General features: G+C 66.7%; 19 protein-coding genes. 4 read left to right on the top strand and 15 right to left on the bottom strand.

Going from position 1 to position 18,450, the window contains the following annotated elements; genetic code table 11:
• Nucleotides 1-38: 38 nt before the first annotated feature.
• The 7 genes from AC1DXI_RS02535 to AC1DXI_RS02505 form a co-directional block, all read right to left on the bottom strand.
• Nucleotides 39-1,388, bottom strand: a complete 1,350-nt coding sequence (locus AC1DXI_RS02535) for a M16 family metallopeptidase (protein ID WP_476937301.1) — start codon at nt 1,386-1,388, stop codon at nt 39-41.
• 103 nt (nt 1,389-1,491) lie between these two features.
• Entirely contained in the window at nt 1,492-3,750 is a 2,259-nt protein-coding gene (locus AC1DXI_RS02530; protein WP_026538296.1) for a polyribonucleotide nucleotidyltransferase, read from the bottom strand.
• 247 nt (nt 3,751-3,997) lie between these two features.
• The gene (gene rpsO, locus AC1DXI_RS02525) at nt 3,998-4,267 is read right to left on the bottom strand and encodes a 30S ribosomal protein S15 (RefSeq protein WP_018774485.1); all 270 of its coding nucleotides are present in this window, start codon (nt 4,265-4,267) and stop codon (nt 3,998-4,000) included.
• 138 nt (nt 4,268-4,405) lie between these two features.
• Entirely contained in the window at nt 4,406-5,755 is a 1,350-nt protein-coding gene (gene kynU / locus AC1DXI_RS02520; RefSeq protein ID WP_476937300.1) for a kynureninase, read from the bottom strand.
• Nucleotides 5,752-6,606: a tryptophan 2,3-dioxygenase gene (gene kynA, locus AC1DXI_RS02515; protein WP_018774487.1), complete on the bottom strand. Its 855-nt coding sequence runs from the start codon at nt 6,604-6,606 to the stop codon at nt 5,752-5,754. Before kynA ends, kynU begins: the two co-directional genes overlap by 4 nt.
• Nucleotides 6,607-6,705: 99 nt before the next feature.
• Entirely contained in the window at nt 6,706-7,689 is a 984-nt protein-coding gene (locus tag AC1DXI_RS02510; RefSeq protein ID WP_018774488.1) for a bifunctional riboflavin kinase/FAD synthetase, read from the bottom strand.
• 191 nt (nt 7,690-7,880) lie between these two features.
• Nucleotides 7,881-8,264 (bottom strand): hypothetical protein, encoded by a 384-nt coding sequence (locus AC1DXI_RS02505; RefSeq protein WP_018774489.1) that lies wholly within the window; start codon nt 8,262-8,264, stop codon nt 7,881-7,883.
• Nucleotides 8,265-8,444: 180 nt separating this feature from the next.
• Between AC1DXI_RS02505 and AC1DXI_RS02500 the strand changes: the two genes are divergently transcribed.
• Together AC1DXI_RS02500 and AC1DXI_RS02495 are read left to right on the top strand one after the other, a co-directional pair.
• Nucleotides 8,445-8,705 (top strand): hypothetical protein, encoded by a 261-nt coding sequence (locus AC1DXI_RS02500; protein ID WP_476937299.1) that lies wholly within the window; start codon nt 8,445-8,447, stop codon nt 8,703-8,705.
• Between the two features lie 224 nt (nt 8,706-8,929).
• Nucleotides 8,930-9,508, top strand: a complete 579-nt coding sequence (locus AC1DXI_RS02495) for an NUDIX domain-containing protein (protein ID WP_476937298.1) — start codon at nt 8,930-8,932, stop codon at nt 9,506-9,508.
• 59 nt (nt 9,509-9,567) lie between these two features.
• Here AC1DXI_RS02495 and AC1DXI_RS02490 read toward each other — a convergent pair whose 3' ends face one another.
• From AC1DXI_RS02490 to truB, 3 genes are read right to left on the bottom strand one after another with little or no spacing between them, the layout of a single operon-like run.
• Nucleotides 9,568-10,062: a hypothetical protein gene (locus AC1DXI_RS02490; RefSeq protein ID WP_476937297.1), complete on the bottom strand. Its 495-nt coding sequence runs from the start codon at nt 10,060-10,062 to the stop codon at nt 9,568-9,570.
• A 1-nt stretch (nt 10,063) separates the two neighbouring features.
• Complete coding sequence (locus tag AC1DXI_RS02485) at nt 10,064-10,417, bottom strand: hypothetical protein (RefSeq protein WP_018774493.1); 354 nt, start codon at nt 10,415-10,417, stop codon at nt 10,064-10,066.
• The gene (gene truB, locus AC1DXI_RS02480) at nt 10,417-11,400 is read right to left on the bottom strand and encodes a tRNA pseudouridine(55) synthase TruB (protein ID WP_476937296.1); all 984 of its coding nucleotides are present in this window, start codon (nt 11,398-11,400) and stop codon (nt 10,417-10,419) included. The genes AC1DXI_RS02485 and truB overlap by 1 nt, the downstream gene beginning before the upstream one ends.
• Before the next feature lie 84 nt (nt 11,401-11,484).
• Between truB and AC1DXI_RS02475 the strand changes: the two genes are divergently transcribed.
• The gene (locus AC1DXI_RS02475) at nt 11,485-12,699 is read left to right on the top strand and encodes a pyridoxal phosphate-dependent aminotransferase (protein WP_476937295.1); all 1,215 of its coding nucleotides are present in this window, start codon (nt 11,485-11,487) and stop codon (nt 12,697-12,699) included.
• 92 nt (nt 12,700-12,791) lie between these two features.
• Nucleotides 12,792-13,001, top strand: a complete 210-nt coding sequence (locus AC1DXI_RS02470) for a hypothetical protein (RefSeq protein ID WP_026266615.1) — start codon at nt 12,792-12,794, stop codon at nt 12,999-13,001.
• Nucleotides 13,002-13,089: 88 nt separating this feature from the next.
• Here AC1DXI_RS02470 and AC1DXI_RS02465 read toward each other — a convergent pair whose 3' ends face one another.
• From AC1DXI_RS02465 to AC1DXI_RS02445, 5 genes are all read right to left on the bottom strand, one after another.
• Nucleotides 13,090-13,437, bottom strand: a complete 348-nt coding sequence (locus AC1DXI_RS02465) for a CU044_2847 family protein (RefSeq protein ID WP_476937294.1) — start codon at nt 13,435-13,437, stop codon at nt 13,090-13,092.
• A 68-nt stretch (nt 13,438-13,505) separates the two neighbouring features.
• A complete protein-coding gene (trxA, locus tag AC1DXI_RS02460) occupies nt 13,506-13,943 on the bottom strand; it encodes a thioredoxin (RefSeq protein WP_476937293.1) in 438 nt (145 codons plus the stop codon).
• Between the two features lie 212 nt (nt 13,944-14,155).
• Complete coding sequence (gene rbfA / locus AC1DXI_RS02455; RefSeq protein ID WP_018774499.1) at nt 14,156-14,665, bottom strand: 30S ribosome-binding factor RbfA; 510 nt, start codon at nt 14,663-14,665, stop codon at nt 14,156-14,158.
• 239 nt (nt 14,666-14,904) lie between these two features.
• On the bottom strand, nt 14,905-17,808 hold the full coding sequence (gene infB / locus AC1DXI_RS02450; protein ID WP_476937292.1) for a translation initiation factor IF-2: 2,904 nt from the start codon (nt 17,806-17,808) through the stop codon (nt 14,905-14,907).
• 152 nt (nt 17,809-17,960) lie between these two features.
• Complete coding sequence (locus tag AC1DXI_RS02445) at nt 17,961-18,293, bottom strand: YlxR family protein (RefSeq protein WP_476937371.1); 333 nt, start codon at nt 18,291-18,293, stop codon at nt 17,961-17,963.
• Nucleotides 18,294-18,450: the final 157 nt, after the last annotated feature.

The following is an 18,450-nucleotide window of genomic DNA, read 5'->3' as shown; positions in this document are numbered from 1 at the left end:
ACCCCGCCACCATCATGACGCCGCGCCAGCTGGAATGTCTAGGCTAGGAGCCCGAACGTCTCGGTTTCCTCGAACGGGCCGACCACCGTGACGGTCCGCGGGGCTGCCGCGAGCTCACGGGCGAGCTCCTGGACTTCCGCGGCTGTGACGGCCTTGATCTGGCGGAGGGTCTCATCGATGTCCTGGTACTCGCCGGAGACCAGTTCCGCGCGGCCCAGCCGGGACATCCGGGAACCGGTGTCCTCCAGCGCCAGCACGATTCCGCCGCACAGCTGCCCCTCCGCCTTGCGGAGCTCCTCGTCCGAGATGCCGTCGGCAGCCAGCTTGTCCAGTTCGGCGCCCAGCAGATCAATTACCTGCCGGACCTTCGACGGCGTGCATCCGGCGTACATGCCGAAATAGCCGGCGTCGGCGTAGGAGGAGGCGAACGAGTAGGTCGAGTAGACGAGGCCGCGCTTTTCCCGGACCTCCTGGAAGAGCCGGGAGGACATGCCCCCGCCGAGGACGGCGTTGAGAACACTCATGACGAAGCGCCGGTCGTCCGTGGCGACCAGCGAGGGGCAACCCATAATGATGTTGGCCTGTTCTACCTGCCTCTTGACCACATGCAGGCCGGCCGTGCCGGTGATGGCGGCACGCTCGGTGGAGCGGCGCTGCACCGGGGCGGCCGCGGCCTCAAGGTTCCAGCCGGCGGAGTGCAGGGCCTCCACCACGAGCCCGCAGACGACGTCGTGGTCCAGCCCGCCGGCAGCGGTGACCACGAGCTCGTCGGGACGGTAGTAGCGGCGGTAGTGGTCCCACACCGAGTCGCGCGCCACGGCCCGGATGGCTGCCGGGGTGCCGCCGATGGGGCGGCCCAGCGGGTGCGTTCCCAGCACGGCGGCAACGAAGTTCTCATGCGCGACGTCGGTGGGGTCGTCGCTGTCCATGGCGATTTCCTCGAGAATGACGTCCCGTTCCTGCTCCATCTCCTGCGGGTCCAGGACCGCTCCGGTGATCATGTCCGCGATGACGTCGATCGCCATAGGAAGGTCCGTGTCCAGCACGCGGGCGAAGTAGCAGGTGCTTTCCTTCGCGGTGGCGGCGTTCGATTCCCCGCCGACCTCGTCGAAGGCCGAGGCGATCTCCAGCGCGGTGCGGCGCTTGGTGCCCTTGAAGAGCAGGTGCTCCAGGAAGTGGGTAGAGCCGTGCTGGCCGGGGGCCTCGTCGCGGGAGCCGACTCCGACCCAGAAACCGATCGTGGCAGAGCGCTGGCCGGGCATCGCTTCGGTGAGGACGCGGACGCCGCCGGGCAAGACCGAGCGTCGCACCTCGGAGCCGCCGTCGGCGCCGTGGATCAGGGTGTCAGCGTGCTGGTTCTGCTCTAGCGGCAGGGGGACGACAGTCATCAAGGCCTTTCATTGAACACATGCCAAATCTGCCTGCCATCCTACCTTTAACAGCAGCGGGGCCGGTGGTTGATCCACSGGCCCCGCTCTTTGATGCACGAGACTACTGTGCGGACTCCTCGGAGACCTCAGCGTTGTCTGCGTTTTCTGCGTTGTCTGCTCCTGCCTCGTCAGCCACTACGGGCGACAGGGACAGCTTTCCGCGATCGTCGATCTTGGTAATTTCCACCTGGATCTTCTGGCCTACGGAGACGACGTCGTCGACGTTGTCCACGCGCTTGCCGCCGGCGATCTTGCGCAGCTCGGAGATGTGCAGCAGGCCGTCCTTGCCCGGGGTCAGGGAAACGAAGGCGCCGAAGGTGGTGGTCTTGACGACCGTGCCCAGGTAGCGCTCACCGATTTCCGGGATCTGCGGGTTGGCGATGGCGTTGATCGCGGACCGTGCTGCGTCGGCAGACGGGCCGTTGGTGGCGCCGATGTAGACAGTTCCGTCGTCCTCGATCGAGATGTCGGCTCCGGTGTCTTCCTGGATCTGGTTGATCATCTTGCCCTTCGGGCCGATGACCTCGCCGATCTTGTCAACCGGGATCTTGACCGCGATGACGCGCGGCGCGAACTCGGAGAGCTCGTCCGGGGTGTCGATCGCGGAGTTCAGGACGTCCAGGATGTGCAGACGGGCTTCGCGGGCCTGCTTCAGGGCGGCGGCCAGGACCGAGGCGGGGATGCCGTCGAGCTTCGTGTCCAGCTGGATGGCCGTGACGAACTCGGAAGTACCGGCAACCTTGAAGTCCATGTCGCCGAAGGCATCTTCGGCGCCGAGGATATCGGTCAGGGCGGCGTAGCGGGTCTGGCCGTCAACCTGGTCGGAGACCAGGCCCATGGCGATACCGGCAACGGCAGCCTTCAGCGGCACGCCTGCGTTGAGCAGGGACAGCGTGGAGGCGCAGACGGAACCCATCGACGTCGAACCGTTGGAGCTGAGAGCCTCAGACACCTGGCGGATGGCGTAGGGGAATTCCTCGCGGGACGGCAGCACCGGCATGATGGCGCGCTCTGCGAGGGCACCGTGGCCGATTTCGCGGCGCTTCGGGGAACCGACGCGGCCGGTCTCGCCGGTGGAGTACGGCGGGAAGTTGTAGTTGTGCATGTAGCGCTTGCGCGTCACAGGAGACAGCGAGTCGATCTGCTGTTCCATCTTGAGCATGTTCAGCGTGGTGACACCCATGATCTGGGTCTCGCCGCGTTCGAAGATGGCCGAGCCGTGGACGCGGGGCAGAACCTCAACCTCGGCGGTGAGCTGGCGGATGTCCGTCAGGCCACGGCCGTCGATGCGGATCTGGTCCTTGAGGATGCGCTGGCGCACAACCTGCTTGGTGACGGAGCGGAAGGCTGCGGACAGCTCCTTCTCGCGGCCTTCGAACTGGCCGGCCAGGGAGGAGGTGACCTCGTCCTTGAGCTCGTCGGACGCGGTGTCGCGTTCCTGCTTGTCGGCGATCTGGAAGACAGCGGCCAGCTTCTCGGCGGCAGCGGACTCCACAGCGGCGTAGACGTCGTCCTGGTAGTCCAGGAAGACCGGGAACTCGACGGTCGGCTTGGCGGCGCGGGCTGCCAGGTCGGACTGTGCTTCGCAAAGGGCCTTGATGAACGGCTTGGCAGCCTCGAGGCCTTCGGAGACAACCTCTTCGGTCGGGGCGGTGGCGCCCTGTTCCTTGATGAGGTTCCAGGAGTTGTCGGTCGCTTCGGCTTCAACCATCATGATGGCGACGTCGTCACCGGCGATGCGGCCGGCGACAACCATGTTGAAGACGGCGTTCTCGAGCTGGGAGTGCTTCGGGAACGCAACCCACTGCGAGCCGTTCTCGTCGGCGACGAGGGCAACGCGGACGCCGCCGATCGGGCCGGAGAAGGGCAGGCCGGAAAGCTGGGTGGACATCGAGGACGCGTTGATCGCGACGACGTCGTAGAGCTCGTCCGGGTTGATGGACAGCACGGTGACGACGATCTGGACCTCGTTGCGCAGGCCCTTGACGAACGCGGGGCGCAGCGGGCGGTCCATGAGGCGGCAGGCCAGGATGGCTTCCGTAGAGGGACGGCCTTCGCGGCGGAAGAACGAGCCCGGGATGCGGCCGGCGGCGTACATACGCTCTTCGACGTCGACGGTCAGCGGGAAGAAGTCGAAACCTTCACGCGGGTGCTTGCCGGCGGTGGTTGCGGACAGCAGCGCGGTCTCTTCGTCGATGTAGACCATCGCTGCGCCGGCTGCCTGCTTGGCAAGGCGGCCGGTTTCAAAGCGGATTACACGCTTGCCGAAGCGGCCATTGTCAATGACTGCTTCTGAGAACTGGATTTCGGGACCCTCCATAGAGAGTCACCTCCGTTTCTTGGTTCACGGAGCCCAGCCGCATCAACCCAGTCCAGCATCTGTCTACTGGCCTGCACTGCACCCGGTCATCGATCGAGACCCACGGGCCGGGCCTCATTCCTTGAGGCCGTTCCCGGGGATCACTACCGAGGACCGCGAATGCGTGATGCGGTTGATCCTCCTGTTTAGTTTTTTCCTGAAGAAGGCGGCCCTTTCCGGTCCGGAAGGGGCCGCCCCTTAAAACTGACTAGCGACGCAGGCCGAGGCGCTCGATGAGCTTACGGTAGCGGGTGATGTCAGTGTTCTTGAGGTAGGTGAGCATGCGCTTGCGACGACCAACCATGGCCAGCAGACCGCGCTGGGTGTGGTAATCGTGCTTGTGCTCCTTCATGTGCTCAGTGAGATCCTTGATCCGCTGAGTCAGGACTGCAACCTGGACCTCCGGCGAACCGGTGTCGCCCTCGGACGTTGCGAAATCCTTGATGATGGACTGCTTTACAGCGGCTTCAAGTGCCACAATAACTCCTAGAGATGTGCCGTGAGGCCCGAATCAGTAATGCACTGCCGGGGGTGCCGTCCCGGAATCCCCCGCCGAAGCCGGGCATTCCGTACACAACAGGAGCCAGCCGCCACGGACTGCAGCCGGATCCAACGTTCAGTTTAGTGGCACGTCCGCGGTCTTGTCGAAACCGGCGGACGCGCCCGCCGGCTCCGCCGCTGTGCCGGCTGCCTGCGGCGGTTGCGGTGTTCCGCTTTCCTGGCCTGCGAGCAGCGCACGAATTGCCTCGACGCCCCGGTACAGCTCCGCGAAGGACGTGCTGAGCGGCGACAGCCCGATCCTGATGCCCTGCGGGGCGCGGAAATCGGGAATCACATCCTGGTCCCACAGCGTGGCCGTCATTTCACGGAAGGCCGGGTGGTCGATTGTCACATGGCTGCCGCGCAGTTCCGCGTCCCGCGGGGTGGACAGCTGCACGCCGGCCGGCGCCAGCCAGGCATCGTAGAGTTCGAGGGCATACGCCGTCAGCAACCGTGACTTCCCACGCAGTGACGCCATCCCCGCTTCCTCGATCAGGTCCAGGGTGCCGCGCATGGCGAGCATCCCGAAGATTGCCGGAGTGCCGCTGAGGAAGCCGCGGATGCCGGGAGCGGCCTCGTAGCCGGGACCCATTTCGAACGCGTCCTTGCGTCCCATCCAGCCCCAGATGGGTTGCTGCAGTCCGGCCAGGTGCCGGGCGTTGACGTAGGCGAACGCGGGCGAGCCCGGTCCCCCGTTCAGGTACTTGTAGGTGCAGCCTGCCGCGAAGTCGACGTCGGCGTCGTCCAAAGCGATCTCCACTGACCCGGCGGAGTGGCAAAGGTCCCACACGACAAGGGCTCCGGCGTCGTGGACTGCGGCGGTGATGGCCGGCAGGTCCGCGAGGAAGCCGGAGCGGTAGGCGATCTGGCTCAGGACCACGACGGCGGTGGCCGGGCCGGTGGCGTCCCGCACCTGCTCGACGGTGACACCGGAGGCGGGATCGGCGTCGATCCAGCGCAGGGTCAGGCCTTCTTCGCGGGCGATTCCCTCCACCAGGTAGCGGTCGGTGGGGAAATTGTCCGTGTCCAGGACGATTTCGGTCCGGGCCGGATCAGTGACGGCTGCCAGCGCGGCGCGGATGAGCTTGTACAGCACCACGGTGGTGGAATCGGCAATGATGGTCTGCCCCGGCGCCGCGCCGAGCACGGCGCGGCCGAGCTGGTCGCCGATCTTCTGGGGCAGTTCGAGCCATTCCTCGTCCCAGCCCCGGATCAGGCGGCCGCCCCAGCTGTTCTGGATGAAGCTGCCGATGTCGGTGACGGTCCGCTTGAGCGGACGGCCCAGGGAGTTGCCGTCAAGGTAGGACAGGTCCGTGTCCGTGCCCACGAAGTGGTCGCGGTAGCCTGCCAGCGGATCCGCGGCGTCGAGGGCCAGGGCGCGCTGCCACAGGATGTCCGTCGCTTCGGTGTTGGCGGAGACGCTCACTGGCCGATCTCCGTCCGCACGGCGAAGAGCTCGGGGAAGAAGGTCAGTTCGAGGGCCTTCTGCAGGAACGCGGCGCCGCTGGATCCGCCGGTGCCGGCCTTCATGCCGATGGTCCGCTGGACGGTGCGCAGGTGGCGGAAACGCCACAGCTGGAAGTTGTCCTCAAGGTCCACAAGTTCCTCGCAGGCCTCGTACGCGCCCCAGTTGTCGGCGGCGTTCTCGTAGATGTACTTGAACACCGGGACCAGTTCGGGGCAGAACTCGTGGGCCTTGGTGACGTCGCGCTCCAGCACGGAGGCCGGGACGTCAAAGCCCTGGCGCTTGAGATAGGCGAGGAAATCGTCATAGATGCTGGGGGCTTCGAGCAGTTCGCGCAGCATCTCGTGGGCTTCGGGGTCCGATTCGAACACCGGAAGCATCTTGGCGTTCTTGTTGCCGAGAAGGAACTCGACCGCACGGTACTGGCTGGACTGGAATCCGGACGAGTTGCCGAGGAACCCGCGGAACTGGGAGTACTCGGTGGGCGTCAGGGTGGCCAGCACGGACCATTGCTCGGTGAGCGTCTTCTGAATGTGCTTAACGCGGGCGATCGCCTTCAGGGCGGACCCGAGGTCGTCCGACCGCAGCCACGCGGCGGCGCTGCGAAGCTCGTGCAGTACCAGCTTCAGCCACAGCTCCGTGGTCTGGTGCTGGATGATGAACAGCATCTCGTCGTGGTGTTCCGGGGTGCTGACCGGCTGCTGGGCGCTGAGCAGGGTGGGCAACTGCAGGTAGGACGAGTAGCTCATCCGCGCGCTGAAGTCCCGGACAATGTCCTGGTCCAGTTCCCTCGTGTTTTTCTCGATGGTCATGTGTCTTGCCTTCCTTGCCACATGGCTGCCAATCAGCGCGCGGCTCCAGTGAATCAGAACATTGTCAGCGCGGGGGCCGACGCCGATCCGGCCCGGTTTTCAGCGGGCGAACAGGAGGTCGTGGGCCTGGACGACGTCCAGGCGCATCTGCTCCACCAAAGCTTCAGCCCCACGGTACGCCACCATGCCGCGGAGCCTGGCGACAAATTCCACCACAACTGTCTGGTCGTACAGATCGAAGTCGTCGGGAGACTCTTCCGGGCGGTCGATCACGTGGGCCTCGACCTGGCGGCTCACGCCGTCGAACGTCGGGTTCGAGCCCACGGAGATGGCGGCGGGCCAGCGCGTGCCGGCCTGGTCCACGAGCCAGCCGGCGTAGATGCCGTCCGCGGGGATGTACCCGGTAGCCGTCGAGGAGAGGTTCGCGGTGGGGAAGCCGAGGTCGCGGCCGCGTGCGGCACCGTGCACCACCTCGCCGCGCATCCGGTGCGGCCTGCCGAGGACGGCAGCGGCGGTGGCTACGTCGCCCGCGCGCAGGGCCTCACGCACCCACGTGGACGAACAGCGGCGGTCCGTGCCGTCGTCGTCGTGGATGGGAAAGCCCTCTGAGCCGAACTCGCTGATGACCAGCACCTCGAACCCGAGCTTCTTGCCCAGCTGCTGCATGGTGGAGAGGTCGCCGGAATTGCCGCGGCCAAACCGGGCGTCGTGGCCGACCACCACATGGCTGGCCTTGAGGCTGTCGACCAGCACTGTCGCGACGAATTCCTCGGGAGTGAGGCTGGCGAGCTCCAGCGAGTACTTCATGACCAGCACGGCGTCGAGGCCGAGCTCTCCGAGGGCCACGAGCTTGTCCTCCAGCCCCATGATCAGTTCGGGAGCCGATTCCGGGCGGTGTACCTGCGCGGGGTGCGGGTCGAAGGTGATGGCGACGGCGCGTGCGTGGTTCAACCGGGCGGTACGGATGAGCTGCGAAAGCACCTGCTGGTGGCCGCGGTGCACGCCGTCGAAATTGCCGAACGTGACCACCGACGGACCAAAGTCCGCCGGGACCTCGGACAGATCGTTCCAGATGTGGACCATCAACCTCGCCTTTTGCTGCCTGCCATGAACTCCTCCGGAGCGACCGTGCCGGCTCCGGAACTCTCTAAGATTACCCGCAATCCGGGCAACTCCCGGACGGTCCGCCGGGCTCCCGGGGCAGCCTCGCAAAGGCCCCGCCGGCGGGACCAGGGTTAATCGGCGGCAGGTCGAAGGTGTGAGGCGGGCGCGCACTATCGCCCGAGCAGAAGCCGCCGCTCGCTATCGCGCACCGCCTGTTTCCGCCAATTTCGCCAATGCAGCAGCACGGCGACGAGGATGAGGGGGACGTGGAGCCCGGGCAGGATATTCGCCAACCACCGCGGCAGGTAGATGTCCGTGACGGAGCCCGAGCCGTCACCAAGAGTTTGCGCGACGACGGTCAACGGGCACTGGAAGCCGGTGCCTGCAAAGATCAGCGATTCGCCGGCGACCACGACGGCGGCAGCCCTGGTCTTACGGTCATTGCGGCCCGTGATGCCGGCGTACAGGACGTAGGCCATACAGGCCTCGATCACGAGCCAGGCAAGGGTGTGGATCGTCTTCACTGCCCGCAGCATCAGACTGCGCTGGTCCATGCCTCCACCCTAGGCCCGCCCGGGCGCGCATGCTTGGGGCTTTCGGCCCGGTGCAGGGATGGGCGCCGCCTCTACTCTGGACCGTTCCCGCTCCGAGCCGCTAGGTTCTGAAGATGCGGTGGCCGGTGCAGCTCGGGTGGGTGGGATGGATCCTTTGCATGCTGATGGCAGGATGCTGTCGTGGAGGTCGAGGACGTCCTGAAGGGCGATCCGGGGCCAGGGCCGCTCCGTATCGCTTCGATGCCGGTGACGTGCACCGGAGGGGTGTCCTATCCGGAAGGCGATCCACTCGACGGGCGCCGGCGGATGCTGATCTATGCCACCGGGCAGGACGGCTACTGGTTTACCGTGACGCCGGCGCAGGGTGCCGTTCCGTTCGACGTCGGCACGCCCCTCCCGTTCGAAACGTCCCCGACCGTAACCTCCCCCGCGCAGAAGTAGCCGTGCCGGAAGGTTTGGCGCAACGCGGGGTGAAGAGGCGCGGGGTCAGTCCAGGCGGAAGACAGAAATAGCGGAAGCGATTCTGCTCTCGCGCGCGACTCATAGTGGAGCGACCCTCGGCAGTGCACCTCAGTGCACCTCAGTGCACCTCAGTGCACGTCGTGCACGTAACACTGCGTACGCCGCCCGCCCTCCCAAGGACCGGTGCGTGGCAAGCTGTAGGGATGGACAGCACAGCCGCGCCCCAAGCCGGGGAATCATCGTTCGCACCACCGTTGCCGGGCGATCCGCGCCGCCCGTTGGGTCCACGCGATCCGGGCGATGCCTGGGTCGAAGGCGACCGGGGGCGGTTCTGGGGTCGGTTCGGATCCGCCGGGCTCCTGGTCCACGACCCCGCCAAGGGGGTCCTGCTCCAGCACCGCGCGCTATGGAGCGATCAAGGCGGCACGTGGGGGCTCCCCGGCGGCGCCTTGCACCAACGGGAAGAGGCCATCCACGGCGCGCTGCGGGAAGCACAGGAGGAAGCGGCCGTGCCGCCGGAGAACGTCCGCGTCCTGTTTACGTCAGTGTTCGACGTCGGCTACTGGACGTACACGACCGTCGTCGCCGAAGCACTGCAGCCCTTCGATGTCGCAATCAGTGATCCGGAAAGCCTCGAACTTCAGTGGGTGGGGATTGACGCCGTCGGCAGCAAGCAACTGCACCCGGGATTCGGCGCGGCTTGGCCCGGGCTGCGAAGCAGGCTCACCGAGGCACTGCGCCTGACCAGTCCGGAGCAAGGGGCAACCCCCGCTGACCGTTAGGTGAAGTCACGGCGCGGGACGGCACGAACCGCCTTAGTCCCGCCGCGGACCAACCCGCCCTAGTCCTTGCGGGGCGCGGGCCGGCGGCGGTAAAGCCAGATGAGTCCCAGGATCGGCAGCAGGAGCGGGATGAATCCGTAGCCGCGGCCAAACAGGGACCACACGGTCTCGTGCGGGAAGTTCACCGAGTCGAACACGCTGAGTGCTCCCACGACCAGGACGCCCACAAGCTCCACCAGGACTGCCGCGACGGAAACCTTGAACGCGGTGCGCCCCGGCTTCGCCAGGGACACGGTGGCCACGACGTACACGGCGGCGGCGAACGCGGACAGCAGGTACGCCAGCGGTGCCTCGGAAAACTTCGTGAGAATCTGGTAGCCGGCCCGGGCCGTCGCCGAAATCGCGAAGATGGCATAGACAGCAATCAGCAGCCGTCCCGGCCCGGTGTTGCGGGTATCGGTAGTCGCCGGCCGTGTGGTCCGGGACGCCGGCCCCGCCGGGTTTCCGGTGCCGTCGTGCGGGGAGTTTGCGCTCACGTTTTCTGCCTCTTCCATCTCAATACCAGATCTGGTTCATGCGGGCCGCCATCACCAGGGCGGTGACGCCGACGGCGGCCAGGACAAAGTTGCTCCAGCGGGTCCGCTCCAGGATGGACCAGTACACGGCCCCGATCGGGAGGATCATCGCCGTCGCCAGATAGCCCCAGAACTCCCAAGACTCCCCCGCGATCCGCTCGCCGCTGGCCACCCGGACAATCGAACCCACCAGATAGACCAGGAGGGCAAGTTCGACGGCGGCCACCGACAGTATCGTCGTGTCGTTGGGCGCCTTCTTCAGGATGCCTGCGACGACGCAGATGACGCTGGAGAGCAGGCCCACCACCAGAATGATGTAGAAATACGCGTCCACTACTGGCCGGCCAGCTTTTCCGTGGGCTGCTTTTCTGTGGCTGGCTTGTCGTTGCCAGGCTTGTCGTTGCCGTGCTTTTCATTGTCCGGTGCGAACACCAGCACAGGTTTGGCGTAGCTTCCCGCATCGGCCAGGAGGGCCACGAGCGAACCGTCCGGCGCGAACGCCGCTGCGGGTTTGTCGGCCGTCGCCGCCTCCGGCGTGCCGGCCGAGGCTCCAGCGGCGATCCTGCGGCCGAAGGAAATCTCGGTGGTTTCCGCCTCGCTCAGTTCACGGTTCGGCATCAGTGCCCGGGCGGCGTCCGAGATCTCCAGGACGTCCAGCTTCTCGGCCAATTGTTCGAGGGTGTGCGCCTGGTCAAGGGTGTACGGACCTACTTGGGTCCTGCGCAGTGCCGTGAGGTGGCCGCCGACGCCGAGAGCATCACCGAGGTCGCGGGCCAGGGCACGGATGTAGGTTCCGGAGGAGCACTCCACGGTGACGTCCACGTCGAGGGCCTCCCCGTCGTGGACGGGACGGGTCTCGTGGATCTCAAATCGGTGGATCGTCACGGGCCGGGCTGCGAGCTTGACCTCTTCGCCGGACCGGACCCGGGCGTAGGCGCGTTCCCCGTTGACCTTGATGGCGCTGACGCTGCTGGGAACCTGTTCGATTTCCCCGGTCAGTGCCGCGACGCCTGCGCGGACGGCGTCTTCGGTGACCCCGGCGGCGCTGCGGGTGGCCGTGACCTCGCCTTCGGCGTCGTCAGTCACGGTGGATTCACCGAGCCTGATGGTGGCCGTGTAGGTCTTGGACGTGCCCACGATGTAGGTCAGCAGACGGGTGGCCTTGTTGATGCCCACCACCAGAACGCCGGTGGCCATCGGATCCAGTGTCCCGGCGTGGCCGACCTTTCGGGTACCGGCGATCCGCCGCATCCGTCCAACCACATCGTGGCTGGTCCAACCTTGCGGCTTGTCTACTATCACCAGTCCAGAAAGCACGCCTCCCAGTATATGCGGGCCAGCCCTGCCCCGACGCCCACCGTCCCGCCGGCACCGCGGACGCCGGGCGTTAGGATGGCACACATGCCCGAGCTTGCCGCACATGTCCGCGATGTCCCGATCAACCAGATCCGTGAGATCACCGAAGCCGCCTGGGGAACGCCCGGTGCGATTGTGCTGAGTATCGGGGAGCCGGGCTTCGCAGTGCCCCGCCACGTCCTCGAGGCCGGCATGGCGTGCCTCGACCGGGACGAGACCAACTACACACCTAACGCCGGGATCCCCGCCCTGCGGGAGGCCTTCGCCGCCCGCTTCCGTGAACACAATGCGACGCCGGTCGGCGCCGAGCGCGTCTACGTGGTCGACGGCGCCCAGCAGGGCCTGCACTTCGCCATGAGCCTGCTGCTCTCCCCCGGGGACGAGATCCTTATCCCCAATCCCGGCTACCCCACCTTCGCGATGACGAGCAGCCTGCTGCACGCCGTCCCGGTCCGCTACCCGCTGTACCCGGGGCACGATTTCCAGCCGCGGATCGAGGACATCGAGGCGCTCATCACGCCCCGGACCAAGGTGCTGGTCCTGAATTCTCCGTCCAATCCGCTCGGCGCTGTCCTGGGCGAGGACCTGACACGCCGCCTCGTGGAGCTGGCAAGGCGGCACGATCTGTGGGTCATCTCCGATGAATGCTACGAGGCGTTCACCTACGATGTCCCGCACGTCAGCGCCGCCCGCTTCGACAGCGACGTCCCGGGCGAAGCACGCGTTTTCACCTCGCTCACGCTCTCCAAAACCTACGGGCTGACGGGGCTGCGGATCGGCGCCCTGATCTGCCCGCCGGGGCTGGAGCAGAAGATGAACAACGTCATGGAGTCGATCGTGTCCTGCGTGGCCTCGCCGTCGCAGTACGCCGCGCTGGCGGCGCTGACCGGCCCGCAGGACTACGTCAGCCACGCCCATGCCCATTACCGGGCCAACCGCGACGCGGCCTCGGCGGTGCTGCGGGCCCACGGCATCCCCTACCTCGCGGCCCAAGGCGCGTTCTATTTGTGGGCGGACGTCTCGCATGCCAGCGGCGGGGATGTCCGGTCATGGACGCGCCGCTTCCTGGCGGACTCCGGCGTGGCCTTCGCCCCCGGCACGGCGTTCGGCTCCATCGGGGAGGGTTGGATTCGGATCGCGCTCTGCGGCAGCCAGGCCGATCTGGTGGAGGGCCTCGGGCGCATCCCTGCACGTATGCCGGCAGCGGGCAGCGACAGGTCCACCGGCCCTATCGCCGGACCCGCCGGCGCCCTAGCCTGAGCTCACGGCGCTTCCGGGCTGGCCCGCCAACCTGGCGTCGGGCCGCCCTGGCCCGTCAGGGCGCCGTGGATTTCCAGCCGAGGGAGTACATCGTGTGGTGGCAAGACCTGCTGTGGGGTTTCTGGAATGGGCTGACGGCATGGATCGTCCTGATCGCCCATGTATTCGGGTTCTGGAGTGAATTCCCGTTCTATAACTCCGCCCGTGCGGGGAACTGGTACGACTTCGGCTACCTGCTGGGCATGGGATCCCCCGTGCTGGGCGGCGGCCTGGGAGCCCGAGGGCGCTCAAAACGCCGCTAGGCCGGCTGACGTGCAGCGCCCCCAATCGCCGCGTGATAGCACTCGGGACGGCATTTAGCGGCGGCGACGGACACAGGTCCAGACGAATTCAGAGCATGATTTCTTCCTCTGGCGCCTCGGCCGTCACGGAAGCCTTGGTGAAGGACATCCGGATGATGAAGTGGCCTTCGGCGGAGTTCCTGGCGATGATGGCGCCGGCCTCTCCCGCCAGCTTCACGCCGAACTGAAGCTCCAGGTGTTCTGGACCTAGTTCCTTCATCACTTCAGCGGCGGCGTTGGCCGCCGGCCGGACCGCCGAGAGCGCGTCCTCGAGGCGGCGCCCGGCGTCGAGGATTCCCTGCTCGTTGCGGGAGGGCCGCTCCACCCCGAAGCTGTTGTCCTCGACCTCCACCAGCACTGTCCCCGACCCGACTTCATAGCGCAGGATCTCGGTCATTGCGTCCTCCATTTCAGCGTACTGTTCAGTCGGGCTGATGCAGCCCAGATGATGCCGGCACCGGGTGCTCACCTCGGGCTTGCGGACAGTGCGGCATCCAACCAGCTGCGAAGGGCCGCGGCCGGCGGCGCCCCGGCCTGGCGCGCCACCACCGCGCCGTTCTTGATGAGCAGCAACGTTGGAATGGCTTGGATATCGAACCGTCGGGACAGCCCCGGGGACGTGTCGACGTCAACCTTCACGAGCTTGAACGTCCCCGCCCTTTCCTGCGCCAGCTTGTCCAGCACCGGGCTGACCATTCGGCACGGGCCGCACCACGCCGCCCAAAAGTCGACGAGCACCGGAACGGACGACTGCTCCGCAACCACCGGGAAGTCGGCATCTCCCGCCGCCACGATCCACGGCAGGTCCCGGCGGCAGCTGCCGCAGCGCGGATGCCCGGCCGCGGCCGCAGGAATCCGGTTGGTCTTCCCGCAGTGCGGGCACTTGGTCAGGCTGGAATCCACGGCGCTCCGGCGCCTCCCCGCATACCTGCAGTCATGGTTCCATGGGACTCCCCGCCCTCGAAAGGGCATAGGGTCGAAGGTCCCCCGGCCCGCCGCCGCCCCTCGTCACGGCAGCCACCGTGTCCTTCGCCGGAACAGGCAACCGGAACGCCAACGAAAACAGCAGGGGCCGGATCCGTTACCGGTTCCGGCCCCTGCTGTGGAAAGAATTCCTACTTGTTGCGGTCCTCATCGATGGCGTCGTTGTCGATGAGGTCCAGGTCCTCTTCGTCAAAGTCGTCCTCGTCCAGCTCCACGTCCTGCGGCGTGTCGCTCTTGTAAGGATCGGCGTCGCCGGCGTGCTTTGCACTTTCGGCAAGCGCGGCCACCTCGGCGTCGCGCTTCTTCGCGGCCCGGAGCAGTTCCTCAAGGTTCGAGGCGTTGACGGGGATCTGGTCGGCCACGAACTCGAGCGTCGGAGTCAGCCGAACGGTAATGTTCCGGCCGACTTCCTGCCGCAGCACGCCCTTGGCCTTCTCCAGTCCCTTGGCGGCATCGGCCTGGGCCACTTCGTCACCGAACACGGTGTAGTAGACAGTCGCGTGCTGCAGGTCGTTGGTCACCCGCGAGTCGGTCACGGTGACGCCTTCCAGACGGGGATCCTTCACCCTCCGGCCCAGCGCCTCAGCAACGACAACCTTAATCCGCTGCGCCAACTTGGCAGCCCGTGCGGGATCAGCCATGACATCCTCCTAAATTCTAGAAACTTTGGGGAGCGCCGGGTGACATTATCACCATAGCGCGTAGCGGTTGGGGGGGGCCCGGGAGTGGCATCGGGCCTGCCGGAGACGGGCGGCCACGATCGAAGATCGCTGGCCGTCCGTCGAAGGGGCGGGGCCCCCTCAATCGCGAAGCGCGGGGCCGCCGGATAAATCCAACGGCCCCGCACCTTTACTACTCATTCACCCGAAGGTGGACCGACTTAGACGCGCGGCTTCTCGCGCATCTCGAAGGTCTCGATGATGTCGCCTTCGGTGATGTCGTTGAACGAGCCAAGACCGATACCACACTCGAAGTCCGTGCGGACCTCGGTGGCGTCGTCCTTGAAGCGCTTGAGCGTCTCAACGGTGAGGTTGTCACCGATGATCTTGCCGTCGCGGCTGATGCGGGCCTTGGCGTTGCGCCGGATGACACCGGAGCGGACGATCGAGCCTGCAATGTTGCCGAACTTGGAGGAACGGAACACTTCGCGGACCTCGGCGGTGCCAAGCTGGACCTCTTCGTACTCCGGCTTGAGCATGCCCTTGAGGGCTGCCTCAATGTCATCGATTGCTGCGTAGATGACGGAGTAGAAGCGCATGTCCACGCCTTCGCGGTCTGCCAGTTCGGCAACACGCTCGGCGGGCTTGACGTTGAAGCCGATGATGACGGCGCTGTCGACCGTTGCCAGGTTGACGTCGTTCTGCGTGATCGCACCGACACCGCGGTGGATGACGCGGAGCTGGACACCCTCGCCGACGTCGATCTTGAGCAGCGCGTCCTCGAGGGCTTCCACGGCACCGGACACGTCACCCTTGAGGATGAGGTTGAGGGTGTCGATCTTGCCATCGGCGACGGCCTGGTCGAAGTCTTCCAGGCTGATGCGCTTGCGGCGTTTGGCCAGGGCGGCGTTGCGGTCGGCAGCTTCACGCTTCTCGGCGATCTGGCGGGCGGTGCGCTCGTCAGCGGTCACGAAGAAGGTGTCACCGGCGCGCGGGACGTTGGACAGACCCAGGACCTGCACGGGGCGGGACGGGCCGGCCTCGGTCAGGGCGCTGCCGTCGTCGTCGAACATCGCACGGACGCGGCCGTGGGCCGTGCCTGCCACGATGGTGTCGCCGACGTGCAGGGTACCGGACTGAACCAGGACGGTGGCCACGGAACCGCGGCCCTTATCCAGGTTGGCTTCAATCGCGATGCCGCGGGCGTCCTTGTTCGGGTTGGCGCGCATGTCCAGGGCAGCGTCTGCGGTGAGCAGAACGGCGCCGAGGAGCTCGTCGATGTTCAGGTTCTGGCGGGCAGAGACCTCCACGAACATGGTGTCGCCACCGTATTCTTCCGGAACCAGGCCGTACTCGGTCAGCTGGCCGCGGACCTTGTCCGGGTTAGCGCCTTCCTTGTCGATCTTGTTCACGGCCACGACGATCGGCACGTTGGCCGCCTGGGCGTGGTTGAGGGCTTCAACGGTCTGCGGCATGACGCCGTCGTCCGCTGCGACCACCAGGATGGCGATATCGGTGACCTTCGCACCACGGGCACGCATGGCGGTGAACGCCTCGTGGCCCGGAGTATCGATGAAGGTGATCTTCCGATCGATGCCTTCATGGGCGTGGGTGACCTGGTAGGCACCGATGTGCTGCGTGATGCCGCCGTGCTCGCCCGCCATAACGTCGGACTTGCGGATGGCATCGAGCAGCCGGGTCTTACCGTGGTCAACGTGACCCATGACGGTGACAACCGGAGGACGTGCCTCGAGGTCTTCATCGCCTTCGGCTTCCAGTTCGGCGTCGAAGTCGATGTCGAAGGTGGAGAGCAGCTCGCGCTCCTCGTCCTCCGGGGACACGACCTGAAGCTTGTAGCCAAGCTCCTCGCCGAGCAGGGCGAAGGTCTCTTCATCCAGCGACTGCGTGGCCGTGGCCATTTCGCCGAGGTGGAAGAGGACCGTCACCAGTGCTGCCGGGTTTGCCTCGATCTTGTCGGCGAAGTCCGTGATGGACGAGCCACGGCGAAGCCGGACTACGGTGTTGCCGTCGCCGCGGGGTACGCTCACGCCACCCAGCGACGGAGCACTCATCTGCTCCAGTTCCTGACGCTTGGCACGCTTCGACTTGCGCTGCTTGCCACGGCCTGCGCCGCCCTTACCGAAAGCGCCCTGGGTGCCGCCGCGACCGCGACCGCCCTTACCAAAGCCACCACCGGCCGGAGCGCCGCCACCGGCACCGGGAGCACCGGTACCCGGAGCGCCACCCGGACGGCCCGGACCACGGCCGCCGCCGCCGGGACGGCCGGCACCAGCGGGTGCGGGACGTTCGGTGCGGTTAGGCATCATGCCCGGAGTCGGGCGGTTGCCGCCGGCTCCTGCCGGACGGCCAGCGCCGGGAGCGCCGGCCGGACGCGGGGCGCCGGGGCGGGGGCCGCCTGCGCCTGCTGCCGGACGGGGACCACCCGGACGGGGGCCGCCTGCGCCTGCTGCGGGGCGCGGACCACCGGGGCGTTCACCCTCGGTGCGGCTTCCGCCCGGACGGGGCATGCCCTGCGAAGGAGCGAACGGGTTGTTGCCCGGACGCGAGGGACGTTCGTTGTCGCCGCCGCGGCCGCGGGGCATGCCCTGGGACGTGGCGAACGGGTTGTTGCCGGGACGGGGACCGCCCGGACGCGGTGCAGAACCGCCCTGGCGTGCCGGAGCAGCCGGGGCTTCAGCCTTGGGAGCCGGACGCGCGCCGGGCTTGACGCCCGTCGAGGGAGCGGCCGGGGCCTGGGCAGCAGGGGCTGCCGGAGCCTGCGCGGCGGGGGCTGCCGGAGCGGCGGGCGCGGCGGCAGGTGCCGCAGCGGCCGGAGCCGGAGCTTCAGCCTTGGGCTCGGCAGCCTTGGGCGCAGCGGGGCCAGGCGCAGGCGCCGGACGGGTCGCTGCCGGGCTGGCAGATGCCTGGGGGGCGGACGCCGGAGCTTCGGACTTCGAAGCTGCGGGGGCGTCGGGGAAAGCGTTGCGCAGTTTCCGCACAACGGGAGCCTCGATTGTTGACGAGGCGGAGCGAACGAATTCGCCCAGTTCCTGCAGTTTGGTTACTGCATCTTTGGAAGTAATACCGAGCTCTTTAGCAAGCTCATGTACGCGGACCTTGGCCACATTTCTCCTGTCTCGGTCCGCACCGAGCCAGGCACGAACCGTCTACTTCTTACTGCGGGCCTCCGCCGCGAATGCAGCTGAAAGGCCCATTGCAGAGCGCAACAAAGTTGTCATCGTTGCGCACTCATCGCTGGGAACTCATCGGGTTTCCATCAGTTTTCTGACCCGCTTTCAGGTTGGACGGTTGTTGCTGTGGCCACCGGGGTGCCCACGGCTTCCGTGCCGGCAGTGATCCGGCGTTCAACGTCAGCTGTACCGGCTGCGCCGTTGAGGGCGCGGCCGAACGCTCGGCGTTTGACCGCCAGTGCCAGGCACTTTTCGCTGGGGTGCAGCCATGCTCCCCGGCCAGCCATCCGGCGTCGTTCATCGACCACGACGGCGGACGAACCACCGGCGCCGGCGACGAGCCGGAGTAACTCCGACCGCGACCCTTTTTGTCGGCATCCGATGCAGGTGCGCTGCGGCTGATTCCCGAGGTGTTGCACATGTGCCACGTTCGAGTATCTTCCTGCCAGTACAACTGCTTGGTGAATCACCGCGTCCCGGGAATCCGGGAAAAACCCAGACGCGCCAAAGACACACGGATACCGGCCGTTAGCCCCCCCCCCCCCCCCCCAGCGCCTGTCAGTACCCGTGTTCGTG

This window comes from Arthrobacter sp. P1_H7 (assembly GCF_056405215.1).
This window is presented reverse-complemented; position numbering and strand designations above follow the sequence as displayed.

Bases quoted from the DNA above. Each gene is read 5' to 3' on its own strand.
- AC1DXI_RS02535 (WP_476937301.1), bottom strand. From the start codon at position 1,388: ATGACTGTCGTCCCCCTGCCGCTAGAGCAGAACCAGCACGCTGACACC.
- AC1DXI_RS02530 (WP_026538296.1), bottom strand. From the start codon at position 3,750: ATGGAGGGTCCCGAAATCCAGTTCTCAGAAGCAGTCATTGACAATGGC.
- kynA (WP_018774487.1), bottom strand. From the start codon at position 6,606: ATGACCATCGAGAAAAACACGAGGGAACTGGACCAGGACATTGTCCGG.
- AC1DXI_RS02510 (WP_018774488.1), bottom strand. From the start codon at position 7,689: ATGGTCCACATCTGGAACGATCTGTCCGAGGTCCCGGCGGACTTTGGT.
- AC1DXI_RS02505 (WP_018774489.1), bottom strand. From the start codon at position 8,264: ATGGACCAGCGCAGTCTGATGCTGCGGGCAGTGAAGACGATCCACACC.
- AC1DXI_RS02495 (WP_476937298.1), top strand. From the start codon at position 8,930: ATGGACAGCACAGCCGCGCCCCAAGCCGGGGAATCATCGTTCGCACCA.
- AC1DXI_RS02490 (WP_476937297.1), bottom strand. From the start codon at position 10,062: ATGGAAGAGGCAGAAAACGTGAGCGCAAACTCCCCGCACGACGGCACC.
- AC1DXI_RS02475 (WP_476937295.1), top strand. From the start codon at position 11,485: ATGCCCGAGCTTGCCGCACATGTCCGCGATGTCCCGATCAACCAGATC.
- AC1DXI_RS02465 (WP_476937294.1), bottom strand. From the start codon at position 13,437: ATGACCGAGATCCTGCGCTATGAAGTCGGGTCGGGGACAGTGCTGGTG.
- rbfA (WP_018774499.1), bottom strand. From the start codon at position 14,665: ATGGCTGATCCCGCACGGGCTGCCAAGTTGGCGCAGCGGATTAAGGTT.